At 67.2% G+C, this 24,563-nt stretch carries 20 protein-coding genes; 5 read left to right on the top strand and 15 right to left on the bottom strand.

Translation table 11 applies throughout. The features are described from left to right. Positions 1-155 precede the first annotated feature (155 nt). The 8 genes from ACIPG5_RS03440 to ACIPG5_RS03405 form a co-directional block, all read right to left on the bottom strand. Positions 156-1,943, bottom strand: coding sequence for an ABC transporter ATP-binding protein (locus tag ACIPG5_RS03440; protein WP_176517850.1), 1,788 nt, complete (start codon positions 1,941-1,943; stop codon positions 156-158). A 132-nt stretch (positions 1,944-2,075) separates the two neighbouring features. Then, positions 2,076-3,722, bottom strand: a complete 1,647-nt coding sequence (locus tag ACIPG5_RS03435) for a dipeptide ABC transporter ATP-binding protein (RefSeq protein ID WP_401373347.1) — start codon at positions 3,720-3,722, stop codon at positions 2,076-2,078. Beyond that, on the bottom strand, positions 3,719-4,573 hold the full coding sequence (locus ACIPG5_RS03430; RefSeq protein ID WP_401373345.1) for an ABC transporter permease: 855 nt from the start codon (positions 4,571-4,573) through the stop codon (positions 3,719-3,721). Before ACIPG5_RS03430 ends, ACIPG5_RS03435 begins: the two co-directional genes overlap by 4 nt. A gap of 129 nt (positions 4,574-4,702) precedes the next feature. Then, positions 4,703-5,758, bottom strand: a complete 1,056-nt coding sequence (locus ACIPG5_RS03425; protein ID WP_401373343.1) for an NADP(H)-dependent aldo-keto reductase — start codon at positions 5,756-5,758, stop codon at positions 4,703-4,705. Positions 5,759-5,894: 136 nt separating this feature from the next. After that, positions 5,895-7,244 (bottom strand): LLM class flavin-dependent oxidoreductase, encoded by a 1,350-nt coding sequence (locus ACIPG5_RS03420; protein WP_401373341.1) that lies wholly within the window; start codon positions 7,242-7,244, stop codon positions 5,895-5,897. A 14-nt stretch (positions 7,245-7,258) separates the two neighbouring features. Beyond that, complete coding sequence (locus tag ACIPG5_RS03415) at positions 7,259-8,503, bottom strand: acyl-CoA dehydrogenase (protein WP_401373339.1); 1,245 nt, start codon at positions 8,501-8,503, stop codon at positions 7,259-7,261. A 21-nt stretch (positions 8,504-8,524) separates the two neighbouring features. Beyond that, positions 8,525-9,457 (bottom strand): ABC transporter permease, encoded by a 933-nt coding sequence (locus ACIPG5_RS03410; protein WP_176517856.1) that lies wholly within the window; start codon positions 9,455-9,457, stop codon positions 8,525-8,527. Next, positions 9,454-11,178, bottom strand: a complete 1,725-nt coding sequence (locus ACIPG5_RS03405) for an ABC transporter substrate-binding protein (protein ID WP_401373337.1) — start codon at positions 11,176-11,178, stop codon at positions 9,454-9,456. The genes ACIPG5_RS03410 and ACIPG5_RS03405 overlap by 4 nt, the downstream gene beginning before the upstream one ends. A gap of 471 nt (positions 11,179-11,649) precedes the next feature. Here ACIPG5_RS03405 and ACIPG5_RS03400 point away from each other — a divergent pair, with 471 nt between their 5' ends. Then, positions 11,650-13,758 carry a TonB-dependent receptor family protein gene (locus tag ACIPG5_RS03400; protein WP_401373335.1) on the top strand — a complete coding sequence of 703 codons (2,109 nt, stop codon included), beginning with the start codon at positions 11,650-11,652 and terminating at the stop codon, positions 13,756-13,758. A gap of 108 nt (positions 13,759-13,866) precedes the next feature. Here the strand turns inward: ACIPG5_RS03400 and ACIPG5_RS03395 are convergent, their stop codons facing one another. After that, a complete protein-coding gene (locus tag ACIPG5_RS03395) occupies positions 13,867-14,490 on the bottom strand; it encodes a glutathione S-transferase family protein (protein WP_401373333.1) in 624 nt (207 codons plus the stop codon). Between the two features lie 118 nt (positions 14,491-14,608). Here ACIPG5_RS03395 and ACIPG5_RS03390 point away from each other — a divergent pair, with 118 nt between their 5' ends. Next, complete coding sequence (locus tag ACIPG5_RS03390) at positions 14,609-15,145, top strand: GNAT family N-acetyltransferase (protein WP_401373331.1); 537 nt, start codon at positions 14,609-14,611, stop codon at positions 15,143-15,145. Between the two features lie 3 nt (positions 15,146-15,148). On the opposite strand, the gene ACIPG5_RS03385 is transcribed toward ACIPG5_RS03390, so the two are convergent. From ACIPG5_RS03385 to ACIPG5_RS03375, 3 genes are all read right to left on the bottom strand, one after another. Further along, positions 15,149-16,027: a DMT family transporter gene (locus ACIPG5_RS03385; protein WP_176516675.1), complete on the bottom strand. Its 879-nt coding sequence runs from the start codon at positions 16,025-16,027 to the stop codon at positions 15,149-15,151. A gap of 186 nt (positions 16,028-16,213) precedes the next feature. Then, positions 16,214-18,307, bottom strand: a complete 2,094-nt coding sequence (locus ACIPG5_RS03380) for a putative bifunctional diguanylate cyclase/phosphodiesterase (RefSeq protein WP_401373329.1) — start codon at positions 18,305-18,307, stop codon at positions 16,214-16,216. A gap of 141 nt (positions 18,308-18,448) precedes the next feature. Next, entirely contained in the window at positions 18,449-18,943 is a 495-nt protein-coding gene (locus ACIPG5_RS03375; RefSeq protein ID WP_401373327.1) for a GNAT family N-acetyltransferase, read from the bottom strand. Positions 18,944-19,202: 259 nt separating this feature from the next. Between ACIPG5_RS03375 and ACIPG5_RS03370 the strand changes: the two genes are divergently transcribed. Continuing rightward, a complete protein-coding gene (locus tag ACIPG5_RS03370; protein WP_176516681.1) occupies positions 19,203-19,520 on the top strand; it encodes a hypothetical protein in 318 nt (105 codons plus the stop codon). A 48-nt stretch (positions 19,521-19,568) separates the two neighbouring features. Here the strand turns inward: ACIPG5_RS03370 and ACIPG5_RS03365 are convergent, their stop codons facing one another. Continuing rightward, positions 19,569-19,781, bottom strand: a complete 213-nt coding sequence (locus ACIPG5_RS03365; RefSeq protein ID WP_401373325.1) for a hypothetical protein — start codon at positions 19,779-19,781, stop codon at positions 19,569-19,571. Positions 19,782-20,247: 466 nt separating this feature from the next. On the opposite strand from ACIPG5_RS03365, the gene ACIPG5_RS03360 reads away from it, so the two are divergent. Continuing rightward, entirely contained in the window at positions 20,248-21,255 is a 1,008-nt protein-coding gene (locus tag ACIPG5_RS03360; protein WP_236238320.1) for a GlxA family transcriptional regulator, read from the top strand. Positions 21,256-21,262: 7 nt separating this feature from the next. Here the strand turns inward: ACIPG5_RS03360 and ACIPG5_RS03355 are convergent, their stop codons facing one another. Further along, entirely contained in the window at positions 21,263-21,934 is a 672-nt protein-coding gene (locus ACIPG5_RS03355; RefSeq protein WP_176516687.1) for a TetR/AcrR family transcriptional regulator, read from the bottom strand. A gap of 203 nt (positions 21,935-22,137) precedes the next feature. Here ACIPG5_RS03355 and ACIPG5_RS03350 point away from each other — a divergent pair, with 203 nt between their 5' ends. Further along, a complete protein-coding gene (locus tag ACIPG5_RS03350) occupies positions 22,138-22,566 on the top strand; it encodes a molybdopterin-binding protein (RefSeq protein ID WP_401373323.1) in 429 nt (142 codons plus the stop codon). A 46-nt stretch (positions 22,567-22,612) separates the two neighbouring features. On the opposite strand, the gene quiC is transcribed toward ACIPG5_RS03350, so the two are convergent. Continuing rightward, positions 22,613-24,520 (bottom strand): 3-dehydroshikimate dehydratase QuiC, encoded by a 1,908-nt coding sequence (quiC, locus tag ACIPG5_RS03345; protein WP_401373321.1) that lies wholly within the window; start codon positions 24,518-24,520, stop codon positions 22,613-22,615. Positions 24,521-24,563: the final 43 nt, after the last annotated feature.

Here is a 24,563-nt window from a genome sequence, read left to right as displayed (position 1 = left end):
GCTGGCAACCATGGCCTATCAGGCATAGGCACGTTGCAACAAATGTAGGAGCGGATTTATCCGCGATGCGCCGCGCGGGCGGCGCTCGATCTCATAGGCGCAAAAACCCTTAAGGCAAACACTTCAAAACCCTTAAGGCGAGCCCTTCAAAACCCTCACGCCACCTCCCCCTGCCGGCTCCACAACCGATGGTAATACCCCCGCCGCGCCAGCAACTGCGCATGGCTGCCATCCTCCACCACCCGCCCATCATCGAACACCACGATCCGATCCAGGTGCGCCACGGTCGACAACCGATGCGCCACCACGATCACCGTCTTGTCCTCCATGATCTCGTCCAGCTTGTCCTGGATGTACCGCTCGGTAATCGAATCCAGGCTCGAAGTGGCTTCGTCCATCACCAGGATCGGCGCGTTCTTCAGCAGCACCCGGGCAATGGCGATGCGCTGGCGCTGCCCACCGGACAACTTCACCCCACGCTCCCCCACCAACGAATCGAAACCCAGCTCCATGGACTCGATGAAGTCCCGCGCCCCGGCCCGGTCGATGGCCGCCTGCACGGCCTCATCGCCGGCATCCAGGCGCCCGTAATGGATGTTTTCGCGGATGCTGCGATGAAACAGCCCCGGCTCCTGCGGGATCAGCCCCACCTGCTCGTGCAGCGAGTGCTGGGTCACCGTGCGCACGTCCTGGCCATCGATCAGCACTTGCCCGCCGTTCACGTCATACAGCCGCAGCAGCAACCCCAGCAGCGTCGACTTGCCCGAGCCGGAAGCGCCCACCAGGCCAACGCGCTGGCCTGCCGGGATATGCAGGTTCAGGCCCTGAAAGATTGGCCGCCCCGGGTGATAGCCAAAGGTCACATCGGCAAAGCGCACCTCGCCCCGCTCCACCTTGAGCGGCTGCGCCTGGCTGGCATCGCGCACCTCATGCGGGCGCACCAGCGTGCGCACGCCGTTGGCGATGTTGCCCATGGCTTCGAAGAACTCCAGCAGGCGCCGTGACAGGCCGGCCACGTCGGTGATGATCATCAGCGACAGGCTGGTGGCGGTGACGAAGGTGGCGATGTCGATGCTGCCGCGCTGCCACAGCCACAGCGCCAGCAGCAGGATGCCGAGCTTGAGCAGCACACCACAGGCGTTCTGCAGCCAGCGGATCTTTTCCATGTAGCCCAGCGAGCGGTCGGCGGCGGCCACCTCGCGGTCGAGAAAGCGCCCCAGGTAACTGTGCTCGTAGGGGTGGCGGGCGAACAGGCGGATGTTGGTGAGGTTGGTCACCGCGTCCACCACCTTGCCGGTGCTCACACTGCGCGCCGCGGCGAAATCGCGGGCCAGGGGGTGGCTGCGGCGGGCGAGGAACCAGCACAGGGTCAGAAAGCCCAACGCCCACAGGCCCATGAACGCGGCCAGCCAGGCGTTGGCGGTGGCCAGCAGGACCACCGCCAGGGCCAGGGTGGCCAGCAGCGGGATCAGGTCGAAGATGAGGATGGCCAGGGTCTGGGTGGTGCCCAGCGCCACTTCGCTGATGCGGTGCGCCAGGGCGCCGGCGAATTCGCTGGTGATGTAGCGGTGCGAATGGCGTTGCAGGTAGGCGAACAGCGCCTGGGTCACGGCGCGCCGCTGGCGCGGCACGGTATGGATGTGCAGGCCGCTGGCCAGGCGCATGCTGAGCATTTCCACGGCCAGCAGTGCGGCGAAACCGGCCAGGGGCCAGGCCAGGGCATCGACCGCGCGCGCGGCGTCCAGGCCCTGGCTGACCAGGCGGGTGAGCTGGCCCAGTTGCCAGGGCACCAGCACGGCGCAGAGTACCGAAAGGGTCTGCAAGGCGAGCATGCCGCCGTAGGCCAGCGGGTGGCGCAGGATGAAGGCGCGGACGAAGGCCATGGGGGTGTCGGGCAGGTGGCGGATGTCCCAGCCATCGGGGAGGCGGTGGGTGGATGTCACGGTGGTTTCCTCAGAGTTCAGGTGCTGCCACTGGCCCTATCGCCGGCAAGCCGGCTCCCACAGGGGCCCCACAATTTCAAGCGTTGTGGGGTACCTGTGGGAGCCGGCTTGCCGGCGATAGGGCCGGTGGCTTCAAACAGCAATCCGGCTGACCCAGCGCGGCTGCGCCGCTGGCAAACTGGGCACGGCATCGAGCAGTGCGCGGGTATAGGCATGGCGCGGCTGGCGCATCACTTGCTCTACGCTGCCCTGCTCCACCACCCTGCCCCCCTGCATCACCAGCACCTGGTCGCTCACCTGCTCCACCACGCCCAAATCGTGGGAGATGAAAATGCACGCCAGGTTGAGTTCGGCCTTGAGCTCGGCCAGCAGCGCCAGAATCCGCGCCTGCACCGACACATCCAGCGCCGACACCGGCTCGTCCAGCACCAGCACCCGCGGCTTCATCGCCAGCGCCCGGGCAATCGCAATGCGCTGGCGCTGGCCCCCGGAGAGCTCCAGCGGGCGCCGGTCGAGCACGTTGCCCGGCAACTGCACCCGCTCCAGCAACGCCGCCGCCTCGGTACGCCGCAACCCTCGCGGCACGCCGGCCTGGGCCAGTGCCTCGGACAGCACCCGCAATACCGTGTAGCGCGGGTCGAACGAGGCCAGCGGGTCCTGGAACACCACCTGGATGCCCTGGCGCACCTGGCGCTGCTGCTCGGCCGTGAGTGCCAGCCAGTCTTCACCGGCAAAGTGCACCGTGCCCTGTTCCGGGCGCTCCAGACCGAGCAGGATGCGCCCCAGGGTGCTCTTGCCGGAGCCGGACTCGCCGACCACTCCCAGCGTCTGCCCCGCCCGCAGCTGCAGGGAAACATCCCTGAGCACCGGGCGCGGCTGGCCGTCCGGGCCAATGAAGGCCTTGCCCAGGCCACGGGCCTCGAGCAGCACCGGTTGTTGGTTCACGGCTTGCTCCAGCAACGCCAGCGCCGGCACCAGCGGCCGCTGGAAATGCACCGCCCGCGCCGCCCGCAGCAGGCGCTGGGTGTAGGGGTCTTGCGGGTCTTGCAGGATCTGCTCGGCGCTGCCCTGCTCCACCACCTGGCCATGGCGCATCACCGCCACCTGGTCGGCCAGGCGCGCGACCACCGCCAGGTCGTGGCTGACCATCAGCAGGCTGTTGTCGTGCGCCCGCAGTTGCGCCAGCAGGTCGAGGATCTGCGCCTGCACCGTGGCATCAAGCGCGGTGGTCGGCTCATCGGCGATCAGCAGGCGCGGCTGGCAGGCGATGGCCGAGGCGATCAGGGCGCGCTGGCGCAGGCCGCCGGAGAGCTGCCAGGGGTATTGCCGGGCGCGCACCTCGGGCTCGGGCACGCCGACCTGGCGCAGCAGCTCCAGCACACGCAGGCGGCGTTGTTCGCTGCCAAGGCGGGTGTGCTGGAACAGCGGCTCTTCGATTTCGGCGCCAACCCGGCGCAGCGGGTCGAGCGAGCCCAGCGCGTCCTGCATGACGAAGCCGACCCGCCCGCCGCGCAGGCGCTGCCAGGTGGCCTGGTCGACGCCGAGCAGGTCCTGCCCGGCGAACGCCAGGCGCTGCGCCTGCACCTGCGCGCCGGCGCCGGTCAGGCCGACCAGGGTGCGGGCGGTGACGCTCTTGCCCGAGCCCGACTCGCCCACCAGCGCCAGGCACTGCCCGGCCTGCAACTGCAGGCTCACGCCGTGCACCACCGGCACGCCGTTGAAGCTCACCCGCAGGTCGCGGATATCCACCAGCGGTGGCTGAATCTCGAAAATGCTCATGGTTGCCTGCCCTCGCTGCGGCGTAGCCAGTCACGCCCGATGGCGGTGATGGCGATGACGGTGATGGTGATTGCCAGCGCCGGCCAGGCCATCAGCCAGGGGGCGTTGGCCATGAAGTTGCGGGCCACGGCCATCATCGCGCCCCATTCCGGCGCAGGTGGCGGCGCGCCAAAGCCCAGGAAGCTCAGCGCGGCAGCGGCGGTGATGGCGCCGCCGAGGCCAATGCAAGCCAGGATCAGCACCGGTTGCACGGCGTTGGGCAAGACATGCTCGAACACCACCGCCAGCGGCCGGCGGCCCAGGGTCAGCGCCGCCTCGACGAAGCCTGCGTGGCGGATGGTCAGGGTTTGCGCGCGCACCAGGCGGGCGTAGCGCGGCACCGAGGCGATGCCCACGGCGAGGATCAGGTTGCTGGTGCCCTGGCCGAACAGGGTGATGATCACCAGCGCCAGCAGCAGGTCGGGGAACGCCAGCAGCACATCGACGGCGCGCATCAGCAGGTTGTCCAGCCAGGCCGGGGCCAGGCCCGACAGCACGCCGAGCAGCGTGCCCAGGCCGAGGCCGAGCAGGGTCGCGGCCAGGCCGATCAGCAGGGATGGGCGGGCGCCGTGGATCAGCCGGGTGAGTACGTCGCGGCCGTTTTCGTCGGTGCCCAGCCAGTGGGTGGTGTTGGGCGGGAGGTAGGCCAGGCGGGCGTCGGCGGCCAGGGGGTCGGCTGGGGATAGCCAGCCGGGTGCGGCGACGGCCAGCAGCAGCAAGGCGAGCGTGGCCCAGGCCAGGTAAAGCCCGGGGCGGGACAGCCAGCGGGGGCGCGTGGACAAGACCAGAGGTGATGGGGCGATGGCGTTCATGACTGTCCTTCTGATGCAGCGCTATCCGTGGGAGCCGGCTTGCCGGCGATGGGGGCACTGCGGTGCATGGCACCGGCTGCGCCGGTGATCGCCGGCAAGCCGGCTCCCACAAAAGAGAAAAGCATTCGGCTACGGTGCCGGGTTGGGGATGCGCCGGTGCACGGCCTGGATCTGGGCCAGCACTTCTTCGCTCAACTGCACATCCAGCGCCCCGAGGTTTTCCTGCAACTGCAGCAAGCTGGTCTGCCCGGTGATCGCGCTGGCCACGAACGGCTGGCGGATGACGAAGGCCAGCGCCAATTGCGCCGGGGTCAGGCCGTGCTCGCGGGCGATTTGCACATAGCTGGCGATGGCGCTGTTGGCCTCCTCGCTGCCATAGCGGTTGAAGGTGCGGTACACCGACGACAGCCGCGAGCCTTCGGGCCGGGCGCCGTTCAGGTACTTGCCGGTCAGCGCGCCGAAGGCCAGCGGCGAATAGGCCAGCAGGCTCACGCCTTCGCGATGGCTGAACTCCGACAGGCCGGTTTCGTACAGGCGGTTGAGCAGGCTGTAGGGGTTCTGGATGCTGGCGATGCGCGCCAGGCCCTGTTCTTCGCTGTGGCGCAGGAACTGCGCCACGCCCCACGGGGTTTCGTTGGACACGCCGATATGGCGCACCTTGCCGGCCTTCACCTGGTCGTCAAGCACCGCCAGGGTTTCTTCGATGGCTGTGGTTTGCGGGTGGTCGTCGGCGTAGGGGTATTCGCGGATGCCGAAGAAGTTGCTGGTGCGGTCGGGCCAGTGCAGCTGGTAGAGGTCCAGGTAGTCGGTGTTCAACCGGCGCAGGCTGCCTTCCAGGGCGGCGACGATGTGCTTGCGGTCGTGGTGCGACAGGCCATCGCGGATGTGCGCCTGGGCGCCGGGCTCGCGGGAGGGGCCGGCGATCTTGCTGGCGAGGATGTACTTGTCACGGTTGCCGCGGGCTTTGATCCAGTTGCCGATGTAGCGCTCGGTGGTGGTCCAGGTGTCGGCGCGGGTGGGGGTGGGGTACATCTCGGCGGTGTCGATCAAGTTGATGCCGGCGGCGAGGGCGGCGTCCAGTTGCTGGTGGGCGTCCTGTTCGCTGTTCTGGTGGCCCCAGGTCATGGTGCCGAGGCTGAGCAGGCTGACTTGGAGGTGGGTGTGGCCTAGTGGGCGGTAGCGCATGGGTGGGTCCTTGGGTTGGGATTGGGATCTTGGGGCTGCTTTGCAGCCCTTTCGCGACACAAGGCCGCTCCTACAGAACACCGCGATCCTCTGTAGGAGCGGCCTTGTGTCGCGAAAGGGGCGCGCAGCGCCCCCATCAAACAGCCGACGCAATCTCGCGCCGAGCCTCGGAAAACTGGTTCACCGCCTTAGGCAACCCCAAATGCTCTCGCAAGGTCGTGCCGCTGTACTCGGTCCGGAACAACCCACGCTTCTGCAGCAACGGCACCACCTCCTCGACAAACACCCGCGCCCCCGACGGGAACATGTCGGGCATGATGTTGAAGCCATCCCCCGCCCCCGCCAGGAACCACTCGGCCAAGGTGTCGGCGACCTGCTCCGGCGTGCCCACCGCCAACCGATGCCCCACCAGAATCCGCCGCGACAGCTGGCGAATGGTCAGGTTCTCGCTGCGCGCCAGGTTCAGCTGCGCCTCCAGAAAGCCATGCGAGCCGCGCTCGAAATCCGCCACCGCGCCAATCCGCTCCCACGGCAGCGGCGCGTCCGGGTCCAGCTCGCGCGCGTCGATGCCAATGCGCCCGGCCACCTGCTGCAACAGGCCATGCTCGCCATGCCAGGCATTGAGCTCGTCGAAGCGGGCATGGGCCTCGGCCTCGGTGCTGGCGATCACCGTCGACAGCCCCGGCATGATCTTCAGGTGCTCGGGGTTGCGCCCCCAGGCCTTGGCCCGGGCCTTCATCTCGCGGTAGAAGGCCTGGCCGTCGGCCAGGGTGGTCTGGGTGGTGAAGATCGCATCGGCATAGCGCGAACCCAGCGCCTTGCCGCCTTCGGAGGAGCCGGCCTGCACCAGCACCGGCCGGCCTTGCGGCGAGCGCGGCAGGTTGAGCGGGCCGCGCACCTGAAAATGCTGGCCCTTGAAATCCAGGGTGTGGACCTTGCGCGGGTCGGCGAAGCGCCCGCCTGCGCGGTCGCCGATGATCGCGTCGTCCTCCCAGCTGTCCCACAGCTTCAGGGTCACGTCGACGAACTCCTCGGCGCGGCCGTAGCGGTCGACGTGCAGCGGTGCGCCGGTCAGGCCGAAGTTCTGCGCGGCGGCGTCACCGGCGTTGGTCACCACGTTCCACGCGGCGCGGCCGCCGCTGATGTGGTCCAGCGAGGCGATGCGCCGGGCCAGGTTGAACGGCTCGTTGTAGGTGCTGGAGCAGGTGGCGATCACGCCGATGCGCTCGGTGGCCGCGGCCACGGCAGTCAGCAGCACGGTCGGCTCCAGGCGTCCGCCCGGTTGGCTGGACACGTCGGGCGGCAGTGCCGGGCCGTCGGCCAGGAAGATCGCGTCCAGGCAGCCGCGCTCGGAGAGCTTGGCGATGTCGCGGTAGTAGTTGACGTCGATGTAGGCATCGATCGCCGCCTCGCCCTGGCGCCAGGCGCCTGAGTGCGAGCCGAAGCCGAGGATGTTCATGCCCAGGCTCATCTGTTTGCTGCTCATCGTGGTTCTCCTGTTCACACCGCGCTGGCTTCGTCGCCGCTGCCCTGCCCTGCGCTGGCGGCGGCGTGCCGGGCACGCCAGGCCTGGGCCGGGCTGATGCCGTTGAGGTAGTAGTTGCCCAGCGCCTGTTCGCGCTGGATCGCCGGGTTGTGCGAGGCCAGGGTGCGTGCGTTGCGCCAGTGGCGGTCGAAGCTGCGGGCGCGGCTGGTGGCCGAGGCGCCGCCCACTTCGAAGAGCAAGGTGCTGGCCTCCAGCACCTGCGCCAGGACGACCTGCTGGGCCTGGAAGGTGTGGATTTCGGCATCGGTGTACAGCTGCTCGGGCACCTCGCCAGCCTGGCCGGCTTCATCCACCGCCTGCAGGCTCTGCCCGACGGCGCTGACCTGGGCCTCGGCGGCAAACGCCAGGCTCGCCAGGCGGCCGACCACGGCCTGCACCAGCGGGTCTTCGCCCGGCTGCGACTGGCCGGGCACACCGAAGGTGCGGGTACGGCCCTGGACGAAGGCCACGGCGTCGGCCAGCACGGCGCGGGCGATGCCGGCCAGGGTGGCCAGGTGCACCGCCTGGTAGAAGGCGGTGAGGTACGACTCGGCGCGCAGCTCGCCCTTGGCGAAGCGGCGCAGCAGGTGCTCGGGCTGCACGCTGACCTGGGCGAAGCGGGTGGTGCCGCTGCCGGTCAGGCGCTGGCCGAAGCCGTCCCAGTCGTCGACCCGTTCCACGCCCGGGGCGCGGGTGGGCACCGCGAGGCTGACGAAATCGTCGCCATGGTTGGCCACCGCCGCCACCCAGTCGGCGTACAGGGTGCCGGTGCAGTAGTACTTCTCGCCGTCGAGCCGGTAGCCCTCGTCGCTGTCGCTCAATTGCACGGTGTTACCGGTGCTGTCGGTGCGCTCGGCCATGGCCGCGCCCCACAGCTCGCCGGCCACCACGCGGGCGAACCAGTAGTCCTGGGAGGCTGCGTCATGGGACGACAGGCGCCCTTCGACGAAACCGAAGTGGGCGCGGAAGATCTGCGGCAGGTTGGAGTCGGCCTGGCCCAGGCGCACCAGTTGGCGCAGCAGTTGCGGCAACGTCGCGCCGAGGCCGCCGTGGCTGCGCGGCACGCGGAGGGCGCCAAGGCCCGCTTCGCGCAGCCAGGCCACAGGCTCCTGGGCCAGGGTGCGCTGCTGCTCGCGGGCCACCGCGCCTTCGGCGATGCGCGCGTAAATGGGCGCAAAGCGCGCATCCAGTTCGGCGTCGGTAATCGGGGTTTGACTCATGGCGGTTCCTTTCTCGTGAATTCAGGGGCGCGTGGTGCGCGGGTCGATGGCCTGGGTCGCCAGGTCCACCAGCAGGTTGACCAGCACGTAGAGGGCGGCGGCCAGCAGGGTCACGCCCAGCACCAGCGGCACGTCCTTGTTGGCGGTGGCGTCGAGCATCAGCCGGCCGATGCCCTGGCGGCCGAACAGCAGCTCCAGCACCACCGCGCCACCGAGCAGGCTGGCGAAGACGAAGCCGGCCAGGGTCACCAGCGGCACCAGGGCGTGGCGCAGGGCATGGCGCAGGCGCACGGCGGTGTCGGACAGGCCGCGGGCGCGGGCCTGGGTGATGAAGGGTTGTTCCAGCACCTGCTCCAGCGACTGGCGCAGCACCTGGGCCAGCACTGCGGCAATCGGCAGCGCCAGGGCCAGGCTCGGCAGCACCAGCGAGCGCCAGCCACGCGAGCCGGAGGGCGGCAGCAGGTGGAAATAGAAGGCGAACACCAGCAGCAGCAAGGTGCCAATGACGAAGTTGGGCGCCGACGACAGCACCAGCTCCACCCCCGACACCAGCGCGCGCAAACGCCGCCCGCGGTTGGCGGTGAGCAGCGCCGACAGCAGCGCGATCAGCACCGCCAGCAAGGCCGCGCTGCTGGCCAGGGCCAGGGTGGCGCCGAGCTGCTCGGCAATCGCCTGGCCGACCGGGATGCGCAGGCGGTACGACTCGCCCAGGTCGGCACTGGCCAGGCGCGCCAGGTAGTGGCCGTACTGCTGCCACAGCGGCAGGTCGAGGCCATATTCGGCGCGCACCTGGGCGAGCATTTCCGGGGTCGGCATGGCGTCCGGGCCGCCGAGGATCGCCAGGGCGGTATCGCCGCCGCTGTACTGCACGCCGAGGAAGGTCAGGCTGGCCGCCGCCCACAGCACGATCAGGCCGTCACGCAGGCGGCGCAGCAAGGTTGCCAGCAGCTTCATGGGTGCTCCTTTTGCTGTGCTCGAGAGCCCAGCCAAACGCTGGTGAACAGGGGAACGTTGTGCGAGCCGTCGAACAGCACGCCGCCGACTGCCTTGCGGTAGGCCAGCAGCATCTGGCTCTCCACCGAGGGCACGGCCGGCACGGTTTCGCCCAGGCGTTGCTGGGCCTGGCGGTACAGCGCACGGCGCTGCGCCGGGTCGGTGCTGCGCCGGGCGTCGCCGAGCAGTTGGTCGAGGGCGGCATCGCGGAAATGCCCGACGTTCTGCCCGAGCATCCGCGCGCTGGGGATCGATTGGCTGTGGTAGAGGATGTACAGGCCGTCGGCGGTGTTGGTGTGCCAGTAGCCGCCGCCGATGGCGTCGAACTCGCCGGCATAGCGCAGGGTCATGACCTTGGTGACCGGCAGCAGCTCGATGCGCAGGTCGAAGCCGACCTTGCGCAGGTCGGCTTGGGCGGCGACCGAGACGTTGGCCGGGAACGCGGGGTTGTCGTAGGTCAGCAAGGTGGCGCCCAGGCGTTGCCCTGCGCGGGTGCGAAAGCCCTGGCTGTCGCGGCCGGTCCAGCCGGCGGCGTCGAGCAGGCGGCCGGCTTCGGCCGGGTCGAAGGCCAGGGCATCGCGGGCCACCGGGTCGTAGCCTGGGGTGTTGACGGCAAGGAAGTCGCCCTTGGCCAGGTATTCGCCAAAGCCTGAAATCCATGCCAGGCCGTTGCGGTCGATGGCCTTGGCCACCGCCTGGCGCACCCGCACATCGTCGAACGGTGCGCGCTCGACATTGAAGGTGATGCTGCGCGCCGGGTTGCCCTTGCGGATGCGGTTGCGCAGGGTCAATGCCGGGTTGGCGCGGATTGCCGCGGCGTTCTGCGCCGGGGCGTCCAGGGCCATGTCGCTGTCGGCGGCCTCCAGCGAGGTGTAGCGGATCATCGCCTCGGGCACGTAGCTCAGCTCGATGCCGTCCAGGTAGGCCTCGCCGTTGTGGCCGATGGCGGGTGGCGCCCAGTGGTAGCCGGGGCGGCGGGCGAAGCTGGCGCTCTGGTCGCGCACCCAGCCGGTGAGCACGAAGGGGCCGGTGCCGATGGGCTGGCTGGCGATGCTCTTGGGCGCGTCGAGAATCTGCCGGGGCGAGATCATGCCCAGCCAGGCTTGCGACAGCACATCGAGAAACGGCGCGTAGGGGGTGCGCAGGGTCGCTTCGAAGGTGTACTCGTCGACCACCCTGCCCTGCAGGTACGGGGCGATGTAGGCCGCGGCCAGGGGCGACTTGGTCTTCGGGTCGCGCATGTGCTCCAGGTTGACCCGCACCGCTTCGGCATTGAAGCGCTCGCCGTCGCTGAAGGTGACGTCGTCGCGCAGGTGGAAGGTGTAGGTCAGGCCATCGGCGCTGATGGTCCAGCTTTTTGCCAGCCACGGCGTGAGGGTGCCGTCCTCGGCCTGGTACACCAGGCAGTCGAAGAGGATGCGCCCCAGCCACTGCATGTTGCCGTTGGACTGGGCGTGGATGTCGAAGGTACCGGCGTCGCTGGCGGCCGAAACGCGCAAGGTGCCGCCGCGCTCGCCGACGCGCTGCTCGACGAAGTCGCTGGCGGGGTAGCGCATGATGCCGTTCACTTCGCTGACCGCTTCGCCCTTGAGGGTGTTGGCCGTTTCGGGCGGTGTGGCGGGCGAGCAGGCGGCCATCAATAATGCGCTGGCCAGCCACCATGGCTGAATAAAGTGGTTCATCGAATGCCGCGACTCCCTTCCTATATAAGGCCAATTGCCTTAGATGCCGAAAGGGGTATTGCAGTTGTCGTGCCAGCTTGTTGGCCGCGTATTTACGGCGCCCACTTCGCCGAGCTCGCATTACAAATGAACAAACTGCTCAACCGCTGTTGCATTACCAACAGGTGGGAGCGGGTTTGCCCCGCGAAGCAGGCACCGCGGTGCTTGGCACCGGCTTTTGCCGGTGTTCGCGGGGCAAGCCCGCTCCCACAGCAGAATGGGTATTTATATATAACCGGCACTGTTCGACTTACAACAGCGGCACAACAAAAGTTGTTATTCCATTCAACATAAAAGTTGCAACCTGGGTTCAACCCCACAACTTCCGGCCTTTTGCCACCTGGCACAGAAACTGCTCTTACCGTTTTCGACAGGCCTGACTATGCCCATAGAACGCCGAGGTACCTACGATGACTTTCAAGGAATACAACGATGCGTGCGATCCATCCCCACCCACTGCGCCTGGCCATCCGCCAGGCCGCCCTGGCCACCGCCGCCACGGCCCTGCTGGCCCCCTTTGCGGGAGCGGCTGAGCAGACCCTTGGCACGGTGACCGTGCAAGGCGCCAAGCAAAGCGAAGTGCAACAGGCCGCCAGCGACCTGGCCGAAGTGCCCGGCGGCACCAGCGTGGTCGACAGCGAAGAGGTCGCCAAGGGCCGCACCGCCACCCTGCAGGACACCCTCGCCTACCAGCCCGGGGTGTTCGTGCAGTCCACCGGCGGCAACGACGCGGCAAAAATCTCCATCCGCGGCTCCGGCGCCAACACCTCGCCCGGCTACTTTCGCGAAGGCATCAAGTTCCTCTTCGACGGCCTGCCGCTGACCGGCCCAGGCGGCACCCCCTACGAATTCCTCAACGCCAGCGGCGTCAACTACACCGAGATCCTGCGCGGCGCCAACGCCTTCCAGTACGGCGCGCTGACCCTCGGCGGCGCGGTCAACTTCGTCAACCACAGCGGCTACAGCGCCCCCGGCCTGCGTGTGCGCGCCGAGGCCGGCAGCTACCACTACCAGAAGCAGAGCATCAGCTACGGCGGCGTCGAAGGCGACCTGGACTACTACCTGCAGGCCGACAACTACCGCAACGAGGGCTACCGCGACTACAGCCTGTCGAAGAGCTCCGGCATCGTCGCCAACGCCGGCTACCGCTTCAGCCCGAAACTGGAAACCCGCCTGCTGTTGCGCTACCGCGACGAAACCCACAACGACCCCAGCGCCACCACCCTGGACAACGCCCTGCACCACCCACGCCGCGCCAGCGCCACCGCCGAAAGCAGCGGCGCCGGTGCGCGCCGCCCCGGCAGCATCTGGCTGGGCAGCAAGACCACCTACACCTTCGACGACGACGCGCGCCTGACCTTCGGCCTGTCGTACCACGACTACCGCCACACCAACAGCCCGCGCAGCCCCAGCAACCCCAGCTACTGGGACTGGCACGACCTGGGCCTCTTGCTGGGCTATGACCGGGTGGACTACCTGTTCGGCCATGAGAGCCGCAGCAACATCGCCTTCACCTCCACCCAGCACCTGCGCGGCGGCGTGAACTCGGCCAACGACGACAAGGTGTCGCTGAAAAAGGTCAACTACAAGGACTCGTTCGACCGGGTGATCGCCCTGGGCAACGACCTCAACCTGGTCGACAACCTGTGGCTCACCAGCGGCGTGTCGTTCGTCAACGTGCGGCGCAAGGTCAACATCGACTATGCGGTGAACCCCAACACCACCAACTTCGGGCAGCACGAGGACTACGACAACTGGAGCGTCGCCCCGCGCATCGGCCTGCGCTACGAGTTCAGCCCGAACCTGCAGGTGTTCACCAACTTCAGCCGCAGCATCGACCCACCGGCCTCGTGGGAGTACTCCGGCTCCGGCCCGACGCTGCCGTACATCCGCCCGCTGGTGGAGCAGAAGGCCAACACCTTCGAGGTCGGCATCAAGGGCTCCCACGGCATCTTCGACGGCAGCCTGGCGCTGTACCGCTCCTGGATCCACGACGAGCTGCTGAACGTGCAGATCATCCCGGCCACCGCCAACGCGGCGGCGGTCACCGGCGCATTCAATGCCTCGCCTACGATCCACCAAGGCGTCGAGGCGGGCCTCAATACCCGCCTGTGGGAAAGCCCCCAGGGCGACCTGGTGCGCTGGCGCCAGTCGTACACCTACAACGACTTCTACTACCGGCATGACGACACCTTCGGCGACAACCAGCTGCCGGGCGTGCCCAAGCACATCTACCAGGGCGAGCTGCAGTACCAGGACCACAGCGGCTGGTACACCGGGGTGAACGTGCAGTCGGCCTCGCGCACGGCGGTGGACTATGCCAATACCTTGTATGCGCCGTCGTACACCATCTGGGGGGCGAACCTGGGGTACGAGGCGCCGAAGGGCAACTGGAAGGTCTCGCTGGACCTGAAGAACCTGGCCAACAAGGCCTACGTGACGGCGGTGACGCCGGTGTACAACGCGCGGGGGCTGGACACCGCGTCGTTCTGGCCGGGGGATGGCATCGGGGCGTATGTGGGGGTTGAGGTCAGGTACTGAGTTCAGCGGCGAATGCTTCGCGGGGCAAGCCCGCTCCCACAGGATCTCCACAGGCCTGGAGACTGCGATGCACTTGTGGGAGCGGGCTTGCCCCGCGAAGAGGCCGGCTCAGGCTGTCCTGGGCATCAGCTCATAAGGGGGCTTCCACCCCGGCACCTGCTGGATGCGCTTCTTCCACGCTTCGATGTGGCTGAACGCGGCCAGGTCCATGCCGGTGTCCTCCGGCATGAACACATACCCCGCCAACGACAGGTCGGCGATGGTCAGGCGCCCGCCGACCATGAACGGCGTCTTCGCCATGTGCGCGTCGACGATCTTGTACGCCGCCGTGGCCCGATCGCGCAGAAAGCGCGTGACGTCGGTTTCACCGGTTTTCTTCAGGCAGAACAAGAACCGCAGCATCGCGTAGTAGCCGGTGAACTTGTGGTTGTCGAACAGCATCCAGCGCCAGATCTCGCGCTTTTCGGCATCGTCTCGCGGGCCGAACTGGCCGGTGCGTTCGGCCAGGTATTCGAGGATCAGCGCCGACTGGGTCAAGGTTTGCCCAGCATGTTCCAGCACCGGCACCTCGCCTTGCTCGTTGACTTCGTCGCGCCAGCCCTGGCCACGGGTCTGGCCGTTGAAGAAGTCGACGAACAGCGGCTGCCAGTCTTGCCCCGTGAGTTCGAGCATGAGGGCGGCCTTGTAGGCGTTGCCGGATTCGGCGAAGCAATGCAGCGTGTAGTCGGGCATGGCGGTCCCTCACTTCCCTGGGATGATGGTGGGCTAGCGAGCAGATCACGCGCTGCCAGGCTCGGTCAATGCCTCTATGATTAGTGGACTAATCCCATAGCCAAAGCCAGGAAGGCCCATGCCCTACCCCACACTGCCCCGCACCCTGTCCACCGCGCGCACCCGCCTGGTACGCCCCGACCCGGCGCTGGCCGAGCAGGTGCTGCACGCCCTGCTCGACAGCTACAGCCTGCACCAGCCCTTTTTGGCCTGGGCCAAGCCGAACTGGACGCTGGGCGAGGTGCGCGAAAGCCTGCAGGCCAGCGCCCGCGAGTTCCTCGACCCGGCGGCAGAAAAGCGCTTTTTCGTGCTGCAGGCGGGCGGCGACGCCGTGCTGGGCTGCATCGGCCTGCGCCCCGGCAATGGCGAATACGAGGTGGGTTACTGGGCGAGCCAGGCCAGCACTGGCCAGGGCCTGATGCGTGAAGCGCTGGTCAGCTTGCTGGATGCGATCGACACGCCGGTGTGGCTGACCACCGACATCGACAACCAGGCCAGCCAGCGCCTGGCGCTGCGTTCAGGTTTCAAGGCCGCCGGCAGCCAGCTCGGCGAACTCGACCCGAGCACCCCGCGCCCGCTGTTTCGCCGCCCGCCGAAACCCGCGCCGGGTCGTTGAGCCTTATTTGCGCCGCTGCATCCACGCCGCGCCCAGGCCGCTCAAGCAGATGATGGCGATGCCCAGCAGGCTGGCGCTGTCGGGCACCTGGTTGTAGATCAGCAGGCCCAGCAGCCCGGCGAAGACGATCTGGCAGTAGCTGAACGGCGCCAGCAGCGCCGGTGCGGCATGGCGGAAAGCTTGGGTCAGCAGCAGGTGTGCGCTCATGCCGAAGCCGCCCAGGGCCAGCATCAGCAGGGCATGGTCCCAGCGCGGCATTTCCCAGAAGAACGGCACCAGCGCACTCATCGCCAGGGTGTTGCACAGGCCTGCGTAGAAGTTGCTGGTGGTCGGGCTGTCATGGGCGGCCAGGATGCGCGTGAGCAGCTGGTAGAAGCAAAAGCCCAGCGCCGAGCCGAACGGGTAGAGAATCGCCGGGGTGAACATCGCCCCGCCCGGGTGCACGACCACCAGCACGCCGATGAACCCCAGCACCACCGCCAGCCACTGTGCCACCGACACCCGCTCCTTGAGCAGCGGCGCCGACAGCGCGGTGACCAGCACCGGGGCCAGGAAGTTGACCGCGGTGGCCTCGGCCAGCGGCAGGTACTGAATGCCGGTGGTGAACAACAGGCTGGTGCTGAGCAGGCTCAGCGCGCGCAAGGTCTGCAGCAGCGGGCGGCGGGTGCGCAGCACGTTGAGGCCGGCCTTGGGCAGGAAGATTGCGGCCATCAGCAAGGTGTGCACCAGGTAGCGCGCCCACACCACCATGATGATCGGGTACAGCGCACCGAGAAACTTGGACAAGGCGTCGTGGCTGGCGAACAGCAACGTCGCCACCACCACCAGGGCGATGCCGCGCAGGGGCTGGTTGACGCCGGACAACGGGGTGCTGGAACTCATGGCGATCTCGACGGCGGCGCGGCCTGCGGCTGCGCCAGGGTGAAGGCAAGTGCGACAGCAGCGATTCTAGAAGACCGACGGCCGCTTGCCCACGTGCAATCAAGGCCGCAGGTGCAGGCTTGGGCGCTTTGCGTTCGCTGATCGACCACTTTGTCCCGGGGCCGCCCATGCCCCGGGGCGGGCCCGTCAGCCGGCGGCCACCACCTGCTTCAAGCGCTCGCTGGCCGGCGCCGGCCGCCCGTACAGGTAGCCCTGAAAATGCGAGCAGCCCTCGGCCGCCAGGCGCTGCATCTGCTCTTCGGACTCCACCCCTTCGGCGGTGGTCTTGATCATCAGGCTGTTGGACAGCTCAGTGATGGCGCGGATGATCGACATCGCCTCGCGGCTGTCGCACATGTCGTGCACGAACGACTTGTCGATCTTGATCCGGTCGAAGGGGAACGAGCGCAGGTAGCCCAGCGACGAATAGCCGGTGCCGAAATCGTCCAGCGAGATCGACACGCCCAGGTCTTTCAGGGCGCGCAGGGTGCGCACGTTCTCTTCGCTGTTGCCCAGCAGCACCGATTCGGTGATCTCAAGCTCCAGGCGCTGCGCCGGCAGGCCCGAGTCGGCCAGGGCCAGGGCCACGGTGTGCACCAGGTTGGCGTTCTTGAACTGCACCGGCGAGAGGTTGACCGACACGGTCTGCTCGCTGTCCCAGCTGGCCGCTTCCTGGCACGCCAGGTTCAGGGCGCGGTCGCCGAGCTCGTGGATCAGCCCGGTTTCCTCGGCGATGGGGATGAAGTCCATGGGCATGACCATGCCTCGGGTCGGGTGCTCCCAGCGCAGCAGCGCCTCGTAGCCGGTCACGCTGCTGGTCAGCTGGTCCACCACCGGCTGGTAGTGCATGTGCAACTGGCCCAGGTGCAGCGCCGTGCGCAGGTCGGTTTCCACCAGGCGGCGCTGGCGCGCGGCGACGTCCAGCTCGACGTGGAAGCACTCGTAGCGGTTGCGGCCATTGCGCTTGGCTTCGTACAGGGCCATGTCGGCGTAGCCCAGCAGTTGCTCGGCTTGCTCGTTGTCGTCGGGGGCCAGGGCGATGCCGATGCTCACGCCCACCGAGAACTGGTGGCCCTCGATCTGGAATGGCGGGCTGATGGCATCGATCAGGCGCTGGGCGGTGATGCAGGCGGCGTCGCGGCCGTCCAGGCCGGCCAGGACCACCGCGAACTCGTCGCCGCCCAGGCGCGCCAGGGTGTCGTGCTCGCGCAGCTCGCGGCGCAGGCGCTTGCCCAGGGCGCGCAGCAGCTTGTCGCCGAAGGCGTGGCCGAGGGAGTCGTTGATGTTCTTGAAGTTGTCCAGGTCCAGGCACAGCGCGGCGGTCAGCTTGTCATGCTCGTGGCCGCGGATAAGCGCCTGCTTGAGGCGCTCGTTGAACAGCGTGCGGTTGGGCAGGCCGGTGAGCGCGTCGTGGTGGGCCATGTGGTGGATCTGCGCGTGGGCGGCCAGTTCTTCGGTGGCGTCTTCGGCCACGAACAGCACGTAGTCGGCCTGGCCTTCGCGGTTCTGGCTGAGCAGCGCGCGGCTGCGCAAGGTGCGCGGGCCGCGCAGGGTATCGACCCGGGTTTCGGCGGCAAAGCCCTTGGCGCTGCGGGCGCCACGGCTGAGCTGCTGCTCCAGGTAGTCGGCGGCGGCCGGCGCCATGCAGTCGCCGGGCAGCTGCCCGATCATGCTGCCGTGCCCGCCGAACAGCCGCTCGGCCTGCTGGTTGGCCAAGAGGATGCGCTGGCTCTGCAGGTCCTGGACGATGACGCTGGCGGGGATGTTGGCGATCACCGAGTCGAGGAACTGCGACAGCTGGGTCATCTCCTGGCTGTACTGCTCGGCCAGCTCCTTGGCCTGCAGCAGCTCCAGCTCCTGCTGGCGGCGCTCGGAGATGTCGCGGGTAACCTTGGCGAAACCGACCAGCTGGCCGGCATCATCGCGCACCGCATCGATCACCACATGGGCGTGAAAAGCAGTGCCGTCCTTGCGCAGGCGCGCGCCGACTTCCTCGAAGCGCCCGGTGCGCCGTGCCTGTTCCAGGTTCTGCTCGGGCAGGCCGGCGGCGCGCTCGGCTTCGCTGTAGAACAGCGAGTAGTGCTGGCCGACGATTTCCTCGGCGAGGTAGCCCTTGGCTCGTTGGGCGCCGGGGTTCCAGTTGGCGACAATACCGTCGGGGGTGAGCAGGTAGATGGCGTAGTCCACCACGCTCTGGATCAACAGCCGGTACATGATGTCGGGGCTTGCGACTAGCGACATGAAATTTACCTGAACCTGCGACGTGCACGAAAAGGAACCCCGGCGCAGAGCGGCCGGGTGATGGAAAGAGGTGCTGGCATTATGCCGTGCGAGTGGATTTTGTGAAGTGGGTCACAGAATTTTGCAGGTGGCGTACAGGACTTAGTGGCGGGCAGATGTGATGCGGTAGGTGAGCAAGGCAGGCTCATCGTCCAGCATCAGCTGCTGCACCGGGCGTGGCAGGTCGGCCACCACCGCCTTGCAGAAGGCTACGCCAGCCTGGTCGTGGGCATAGCAGCGCAGCAGCCAGTCACCGGGGTTGCCGAGAAACTGTTGCGCCACGGCAAGGCCGATGCCCTGGCGGCGGTAGCGCTTGAGGATGAACAGGTCGGCCAGTTCAAGGGCGTCGATGCCCGGCAATTCGCTGCGTTCGACCAGCGCGAAGCCTGCGATGAAGCCGTCCACCAGCACCAGGGTGGCGCTCCAACCGGGGGACTGCCAGTAGCGTTGCAGGTGGTCTTCGTGGATGTAGAAGCGCCCATCGACCTCGACGTCTTCCTGCTCCCAATCGGAGGATTCGTAGGCGTAGAACTGGTAGAGGTTGCGGATCAGGTGGGCCTGGTCGGCGGTGGTGGGCAGCAGTTCGATGGGCGGCATGGGAGGTGGCTCTAAATAGCGTAATTCTAGAAGATTTGCGGGTGAATGTAGCGGCCCTATCGCCGGCAAGCCGGCTCCCACAGGATGGGATTGCACGGATTCTGGAGGGGTGCTGTGCCTGTGGGAAAGGCCTTGTAGGAAACTTCGCCATTAGCAGGCAAACGCCCAACATCACGTATGTAGGCGGCTGGCGTGGGAGCCGGTAGATTGCAGGTTCCGGCACGGAGGCCAGCCATTTGCACGCATCAAGGAGATGCCCATGACCAAGCACCATTTCCAGCTCGCCTACACCATCAAGCCGCGCAGCGATGACGATGAAAGCGCAGCGGCGCAAGCCCGCCTGCACCTGCGTGACATCGGCTGGGACACCCTGCCACAGATCGAAACCACCCTGCTCGGCGAGGTGCACCTGTACCACAGCACCACGCACGATCGCATCAATGAAGCCGAGCGGCAGATCCGCGAGCGCATCCACGAACAGCTCAAAGAGCTGAAGGTACTGACCCGCGTGAAGTTCTACGCCAGCCTCATGGTCGATGGCCTGGGCCCTGCGATCCGCTTCAGCATCCTCGCCTGAGGCCAGCCGGCGGCATCAGGCGCAGCCCGCGCCTGATGCTCGGCGGGTTCATTTCTCCTGCAGCACCGCCCTGCCCTTCACCGCCCGCGGGCCGCGCCAGGCCCAGAACAGCAACCCCGGGAACGGTGCATAGACGACGAAGACGACCCACAGCATCTTGCGCTCGGCGCGCCGGTCGCTGCCGATGATGTGCCAGATGGCGAAGATCTCCAGCATGATGACCAGGGCTGCGATGATGATCCAGATCGTTCCGATTTCCATGAGCACTCTCCCGTTGGCATGTAAGGGGTTTGGTTGCAGGGAGCGGTGAGGGTTCAGTTGGATTTGGCTGGGGTTGCGGGGTGTTTGGCGCAGGAGCTTTGGTGGGGTTGAGATCGAGCGCCGCCCGCGCGGCGCATCGCGGATAAATCCGCTCCCACATTTGTTGCAACGTACCAATGCCTGATAGGCCATGGTTGCCAGCCTTGTTTGTACGACGCAATTTCTCGGCGGGCGCCAAAAGCAGACAACCATGGCCTGACAGGCCATGGCACGTTGCAACAAATGTAGGAGCGGATTTATCCGCGATGCGCCGCGCGGGCGGCGCTCGATCTCAACCCCACCCTAAATCCATCGCCAAGCCCAATTGCCTCAACACGACCTCGAATACGCCACCACCACCCCGGCGATTGTCTTTCCCCCAGCCAGCCCCCACACTCACCCGGCCAGCCAGGAAGCGGAGTCCCGAGTGCCCAGCCCACGCCAGTTCAGCAAAAAGACCAGCACCAGCAACATGCTGCGGCTCAAGTCCGCCAGCGCCAGCCCGCAGGCGCCCTACCGCGTCGATTTCGTCCTGCTGGAACACTTCTCCATGGCCAGCTTCACCGTGGCCATGGACGTGCTGGTCACCGCCAACCTGCTGCGCGCCGACAGCTTCAGCTTCACCCCGCTGTCGCTGGATGGCGACCGGGTCTTGAGCGACCTGGGCCTGGAGCTGGTGGCCAGCGAACTGGCGGCCGAGCCGCCCAGGGAGCTCGACCTGCTGATCATCTGCGGCGGCCTGCGCACCGCGCTGAAGTACCCGGAGCTGGACCGCCTGCTGGGCGACTGCGCAAGCCTGGGCATGGCCCTGGGCGGGTTGTGGAATGGCGCCTGGTTCCTCGGCCGCGCCGGGGTGCTCGACGACTATGGCTGCAGCATCCACCCCGAGCAGCGCGCCAGCCTGTCCGAGCGCAGCCCGCAAACCCGCATCACCCCGGCCAGCTTCACCCTCGACCGCGACCGCCTGACCGCCGCCAGCCCCAATGGCGCCATGGAAATGATGCTCGGCCTGGTGCGCCGGCTGTATGGCGACGGCCTGGCCGAAGGCGTCGAGGAAATCCTGTCGTTCTCCGGCGCGCGCTATCGCCAGGTCGGCCCGGGGGCGAAGAAGTCCATGAGCCTGCATTTGCGCACCATCGTCGAGCTGATGGAAAACAACCTCGAGGAAACCCTCAGCCTCGATCAGCTCGCCGCCTACAGCGGCCGCTCGCGGCGCCAGATCGACCGCCTGTTCCAGGCCCAGCTCGGCACCTCGCCGCGGCGCTACTACATGGAACTGCGCATCACCAAGAGCCGCCGCCTGCTGCAGTACTCCGACCTGTCGGTGATGGAAGTGGCGGTGGCCTGCGGCTTCGTCTCGGTGTCGCACTTCAGCAAGTGCTACGCGGCCTATTTCGGCTACCCGCCGTCGCGCGAGCAACGGCTGGGCGAGTGAGCGCGGCTCAGGCGCGCAGGTAGCGCATCACCACGTCGCAGATCATCGCCTTGTGGCGCTGCTTGATCTGCTCGTCGGACAGGTCGATGTCGAAGATATGGCCGAAGGTGTGGCGGTTGGACACCCGGTAGAAGCAGAACGAGCTCATCAGCATGTGCAGGTCGATGACCTCGATGCCCGCGCGAAACACCCCGTCGGCCACGCCGCGTTGCAGGGTCTTGTCCAGGGCCTGCAGCACCAGGCTGCTCATCTCGCGGATCACCGGCGACTTCTTCACGTACTCGCCGTAGTGGATGTTCTCGGTGCAGACCATGCGCACGAAGTCGACGTTGTGGTCGTGGTGGTCGAAGGTGAATTCGGTCAGGCGCTGGATCGCCTGCTCGGCCGGCAGCGACTCCAGGTCCAGGCTGTGCTCGGTCTGGCGGATGTCGCCGTAGAGCTTGACCAGGCACTCGACGTACAACTGCTCCTTGCTGCCGAAGTAGTAGTAGATCATGCGCTTGGAGGTGGCCGTGCGCTCGGCGATGGCGTCCACCCGCGCGCCGGCCAGGCCTTGCTGGACGAACTCGTTGATGGCGGCCTGGAGGATGTCCTCGCGGGTTTTCTCGGGGTTGTTCTTGCGCGCTTTGCGCACCCCTTCGACTTCAGGCTGGCCGAGGCTGACTACGGGATTGCTCATACCGACTCACGGGCTGTTTATTGGAATAGCCGGGGATTATCCGTGAGCGCGGCGGTGCAGGGAAGCTCGCTGTTGGTCGAGTGGCCGGCAAGCCTTCGCCCGCAGAGGGCTGCATGCGGCACGCTATGGTTGCTAGTACATAGCGCTAGCCGGGATGATGCGGCGAAAACCTAACCCACAAGTCAAGAAATAAGGACGATTCCATGAAAGCCAGCGCACGTAACGTATTCAAGGGCCAGGTCAGCCAGGTTCAGGAAGGTGCCGTAAATGCCGAAGTCGTGTTGACCCTGCCAGGCGGTGAGCAGCTGGTTGCCGTGGTCACGATGGAAAGTGTGCGTAACCTGGGGATTGCCGTTGGCAAGGAAGCAGTGGCGCTGATCAAGGCGCCTTGGGTGATGCTGATGACCGAATCCAGCGACATCCGCCTGTCTGCCCGCAACTGCCTAGCCGGCAAGGTGCTGAGCGTCTCCGATGGCGCGGTGAATACCGAGGTGGTGGTGGAGCTGGCGGGCGGCAGCAAGGTGTATGCGATCGTCACCCGCGAGGCGGTGGCCGAGCTCGGCTTGGCGCAGGGCGTCAGCGCCACTGCGGTGATCAAGGCGTCGCACATCATCCTCGGCGTGCCTGCCTGACCCATGCCGTGGCGTCGCCTTGCCGACGCCACGGCTGCCAAGCCGGTTACAACACCGGCTTGCGCAGCGCCCCACTCCTGCGTTTGGCCATCGCCGCCAGGCGCACCGCCACGTTCGCCGCGCCGTACCCTGCATAGCCGCCCTTGCGCTGGATGATCTCGAAGAAAAAGCGCTCCTCGAACGGCTCGGTATACACGTGGAACAGCTCGCCGCCTTGTGCATCGCGGTCATACAGCACGTTGTAGTAGGCCAGCTCGCTGAGGAACTCGTCGTCGAAATCGAAGCGCGCGGCCAGGTCGTCGTAGTAGTTCAGCGGAATCTCCAGCAACGGCACCCCCGCCTCTTTGGCCCGCGCCACCTCGCGGAAGATATCGGCGCAATCGAAGGCAATGTGGTGCACGCCCGAGCCGCGATAGCTCGACAGCGCGTGGGCGATGGCGGTGTTGCGGTTTTCCGAGATGTTCAGCGGCAGGCGCAGGCTGCCGCACGGGCTGCGCAGGGCGCGGCTTTTCACCAGGCCGTAGGGGTCGGGCAGCACCACCTCGTCATCGGCGGCGAAGTTGAACAGGCTCTTGTAGAACAGCACCCAGCTGTCCAGCGACTCGGCAGGCAGGGCCAACGCCATGTGGTCGATGCGCTGCAGGCCACCGCTGGCCGTGGCGGCCGGGTCCAGGCGGAAGTCGGTGTCGTACAGCGACGGGCCTTGTGCGCCCTGCTCCACCAGGTAGATCAGGCTGCCATCGGGCGCACGCACGGCGGGCACTTCGCATTCGTTGGGGCCGACCAGGCCGCGGAACGGCTGGCCGCGAAAATCGGTGGCGCGCTGCAGCGCGGCCTGTTCGTCCTTGACCCGCAAGGCGGTGGCGCACAGCGACGGGCCATGGGCCTCGAAGAAGTTGTGGCCAAACGAGTACGGCTCGGCGTTGAGCACGATGTTGATGTCGTTCTGGCGCAGCAGGCGCACAGCCTTGCTGCGGTGCCTGCCGGCCTCGGCAAAGCCCAGGCGCTTGAGCCAGCTGCCCAGGCGCGCCCCGACGGCCTCGTCGACGGCAAATTCGAGAAACTCCACGCCGTCGTAGGCACTCGCAGCCGGCGGGGTGAACAGCACGCCCGGCTCGATGGCGTGGCCTTGCTGCTGCAGGCGCAGGCGGGTCTGTTCTTCGAGGTACAGCAGTGAGCGCAGGCCGTCGGCGGCGTTCTGCCGTGGCGGCGCCGCGCGGAAACCGTCGTTGAAGATCTCCAGCGACAGCGGGCCGCGATAGCCGCTGGCGAGGATCGACGCGAGGAAGCCTGCCAGGTCCATTTCGCCCTGCCCCGGGAAGCAGCGGAAGTGGCGGCTCCACTCCAGCACGTCCATGTTCAAAAGCGGCGCATCGGCCATTTGCACGAAGAAGATCTTGTCGCCCGGGATCTCGCCGATCGCGGCCGGGTCGCCCTTGAGCGAAAGGGTATGGAAACTGTCGAGGATCACCCCCAGGGCCGGGTGGTCGGCCTGGCGCACCAGGTTCCACACCTGCTGGTAGGTGTTCACGTGGCGGCCCCAGGCCAGCGCTTCGTAGCCGATGCGCAAGCCGCGCCGGCCGGCATGCTCGGCCAACAGGCGCAGGTCGTCCACCAGCAGTTGCTCCTCGCCCAGCGCGTCGGCCTGCACGTTGCTGCACACCAGCACCAGGTCCGTGCCCAGCTCCTGCATCAGGTCGAACTTGCGCTCGGCGCGGTCGAGGTTTTTCTGCAGGCGGTCGCGGCGGCAGCCTTCGAAATCACGAAACGGCTGGAACAAGGTGATGGCGATGCCCAGGTCGGCGCACCGCTGGCGCACTTCGCGCGGGCTGCCGGCGTAGTACAGCAGGTCGTTCTCGAAGATCTCGACGCCGTCGAAACCGGCGGCGGCGATGGCTTCGAGCTTTTCCGGCAGGGTGCCGCTCAAGGACACGGTGGCTATCGAACGCTGCATGGGGGAGTTCCTTGTTATTGGGAGGGCGACACGCCAGACCCTC

The organism is Pseudomonas sp. NPDC087029, assembly GCF_044745345.1.
In the GTDB taxonomy this organism is placed as follows: Bacteria; Pseudomonadota; Gammaproteobacteria; order Pseudomonadales; family Pseudomonadaceae; genus Aquipseudomonas; species Aquipseudomonas faucium.
Note: the sequence above shows the minus strand (reverse complement) of the source record. Positions and strands in the feature narration are given on the sequence as shown.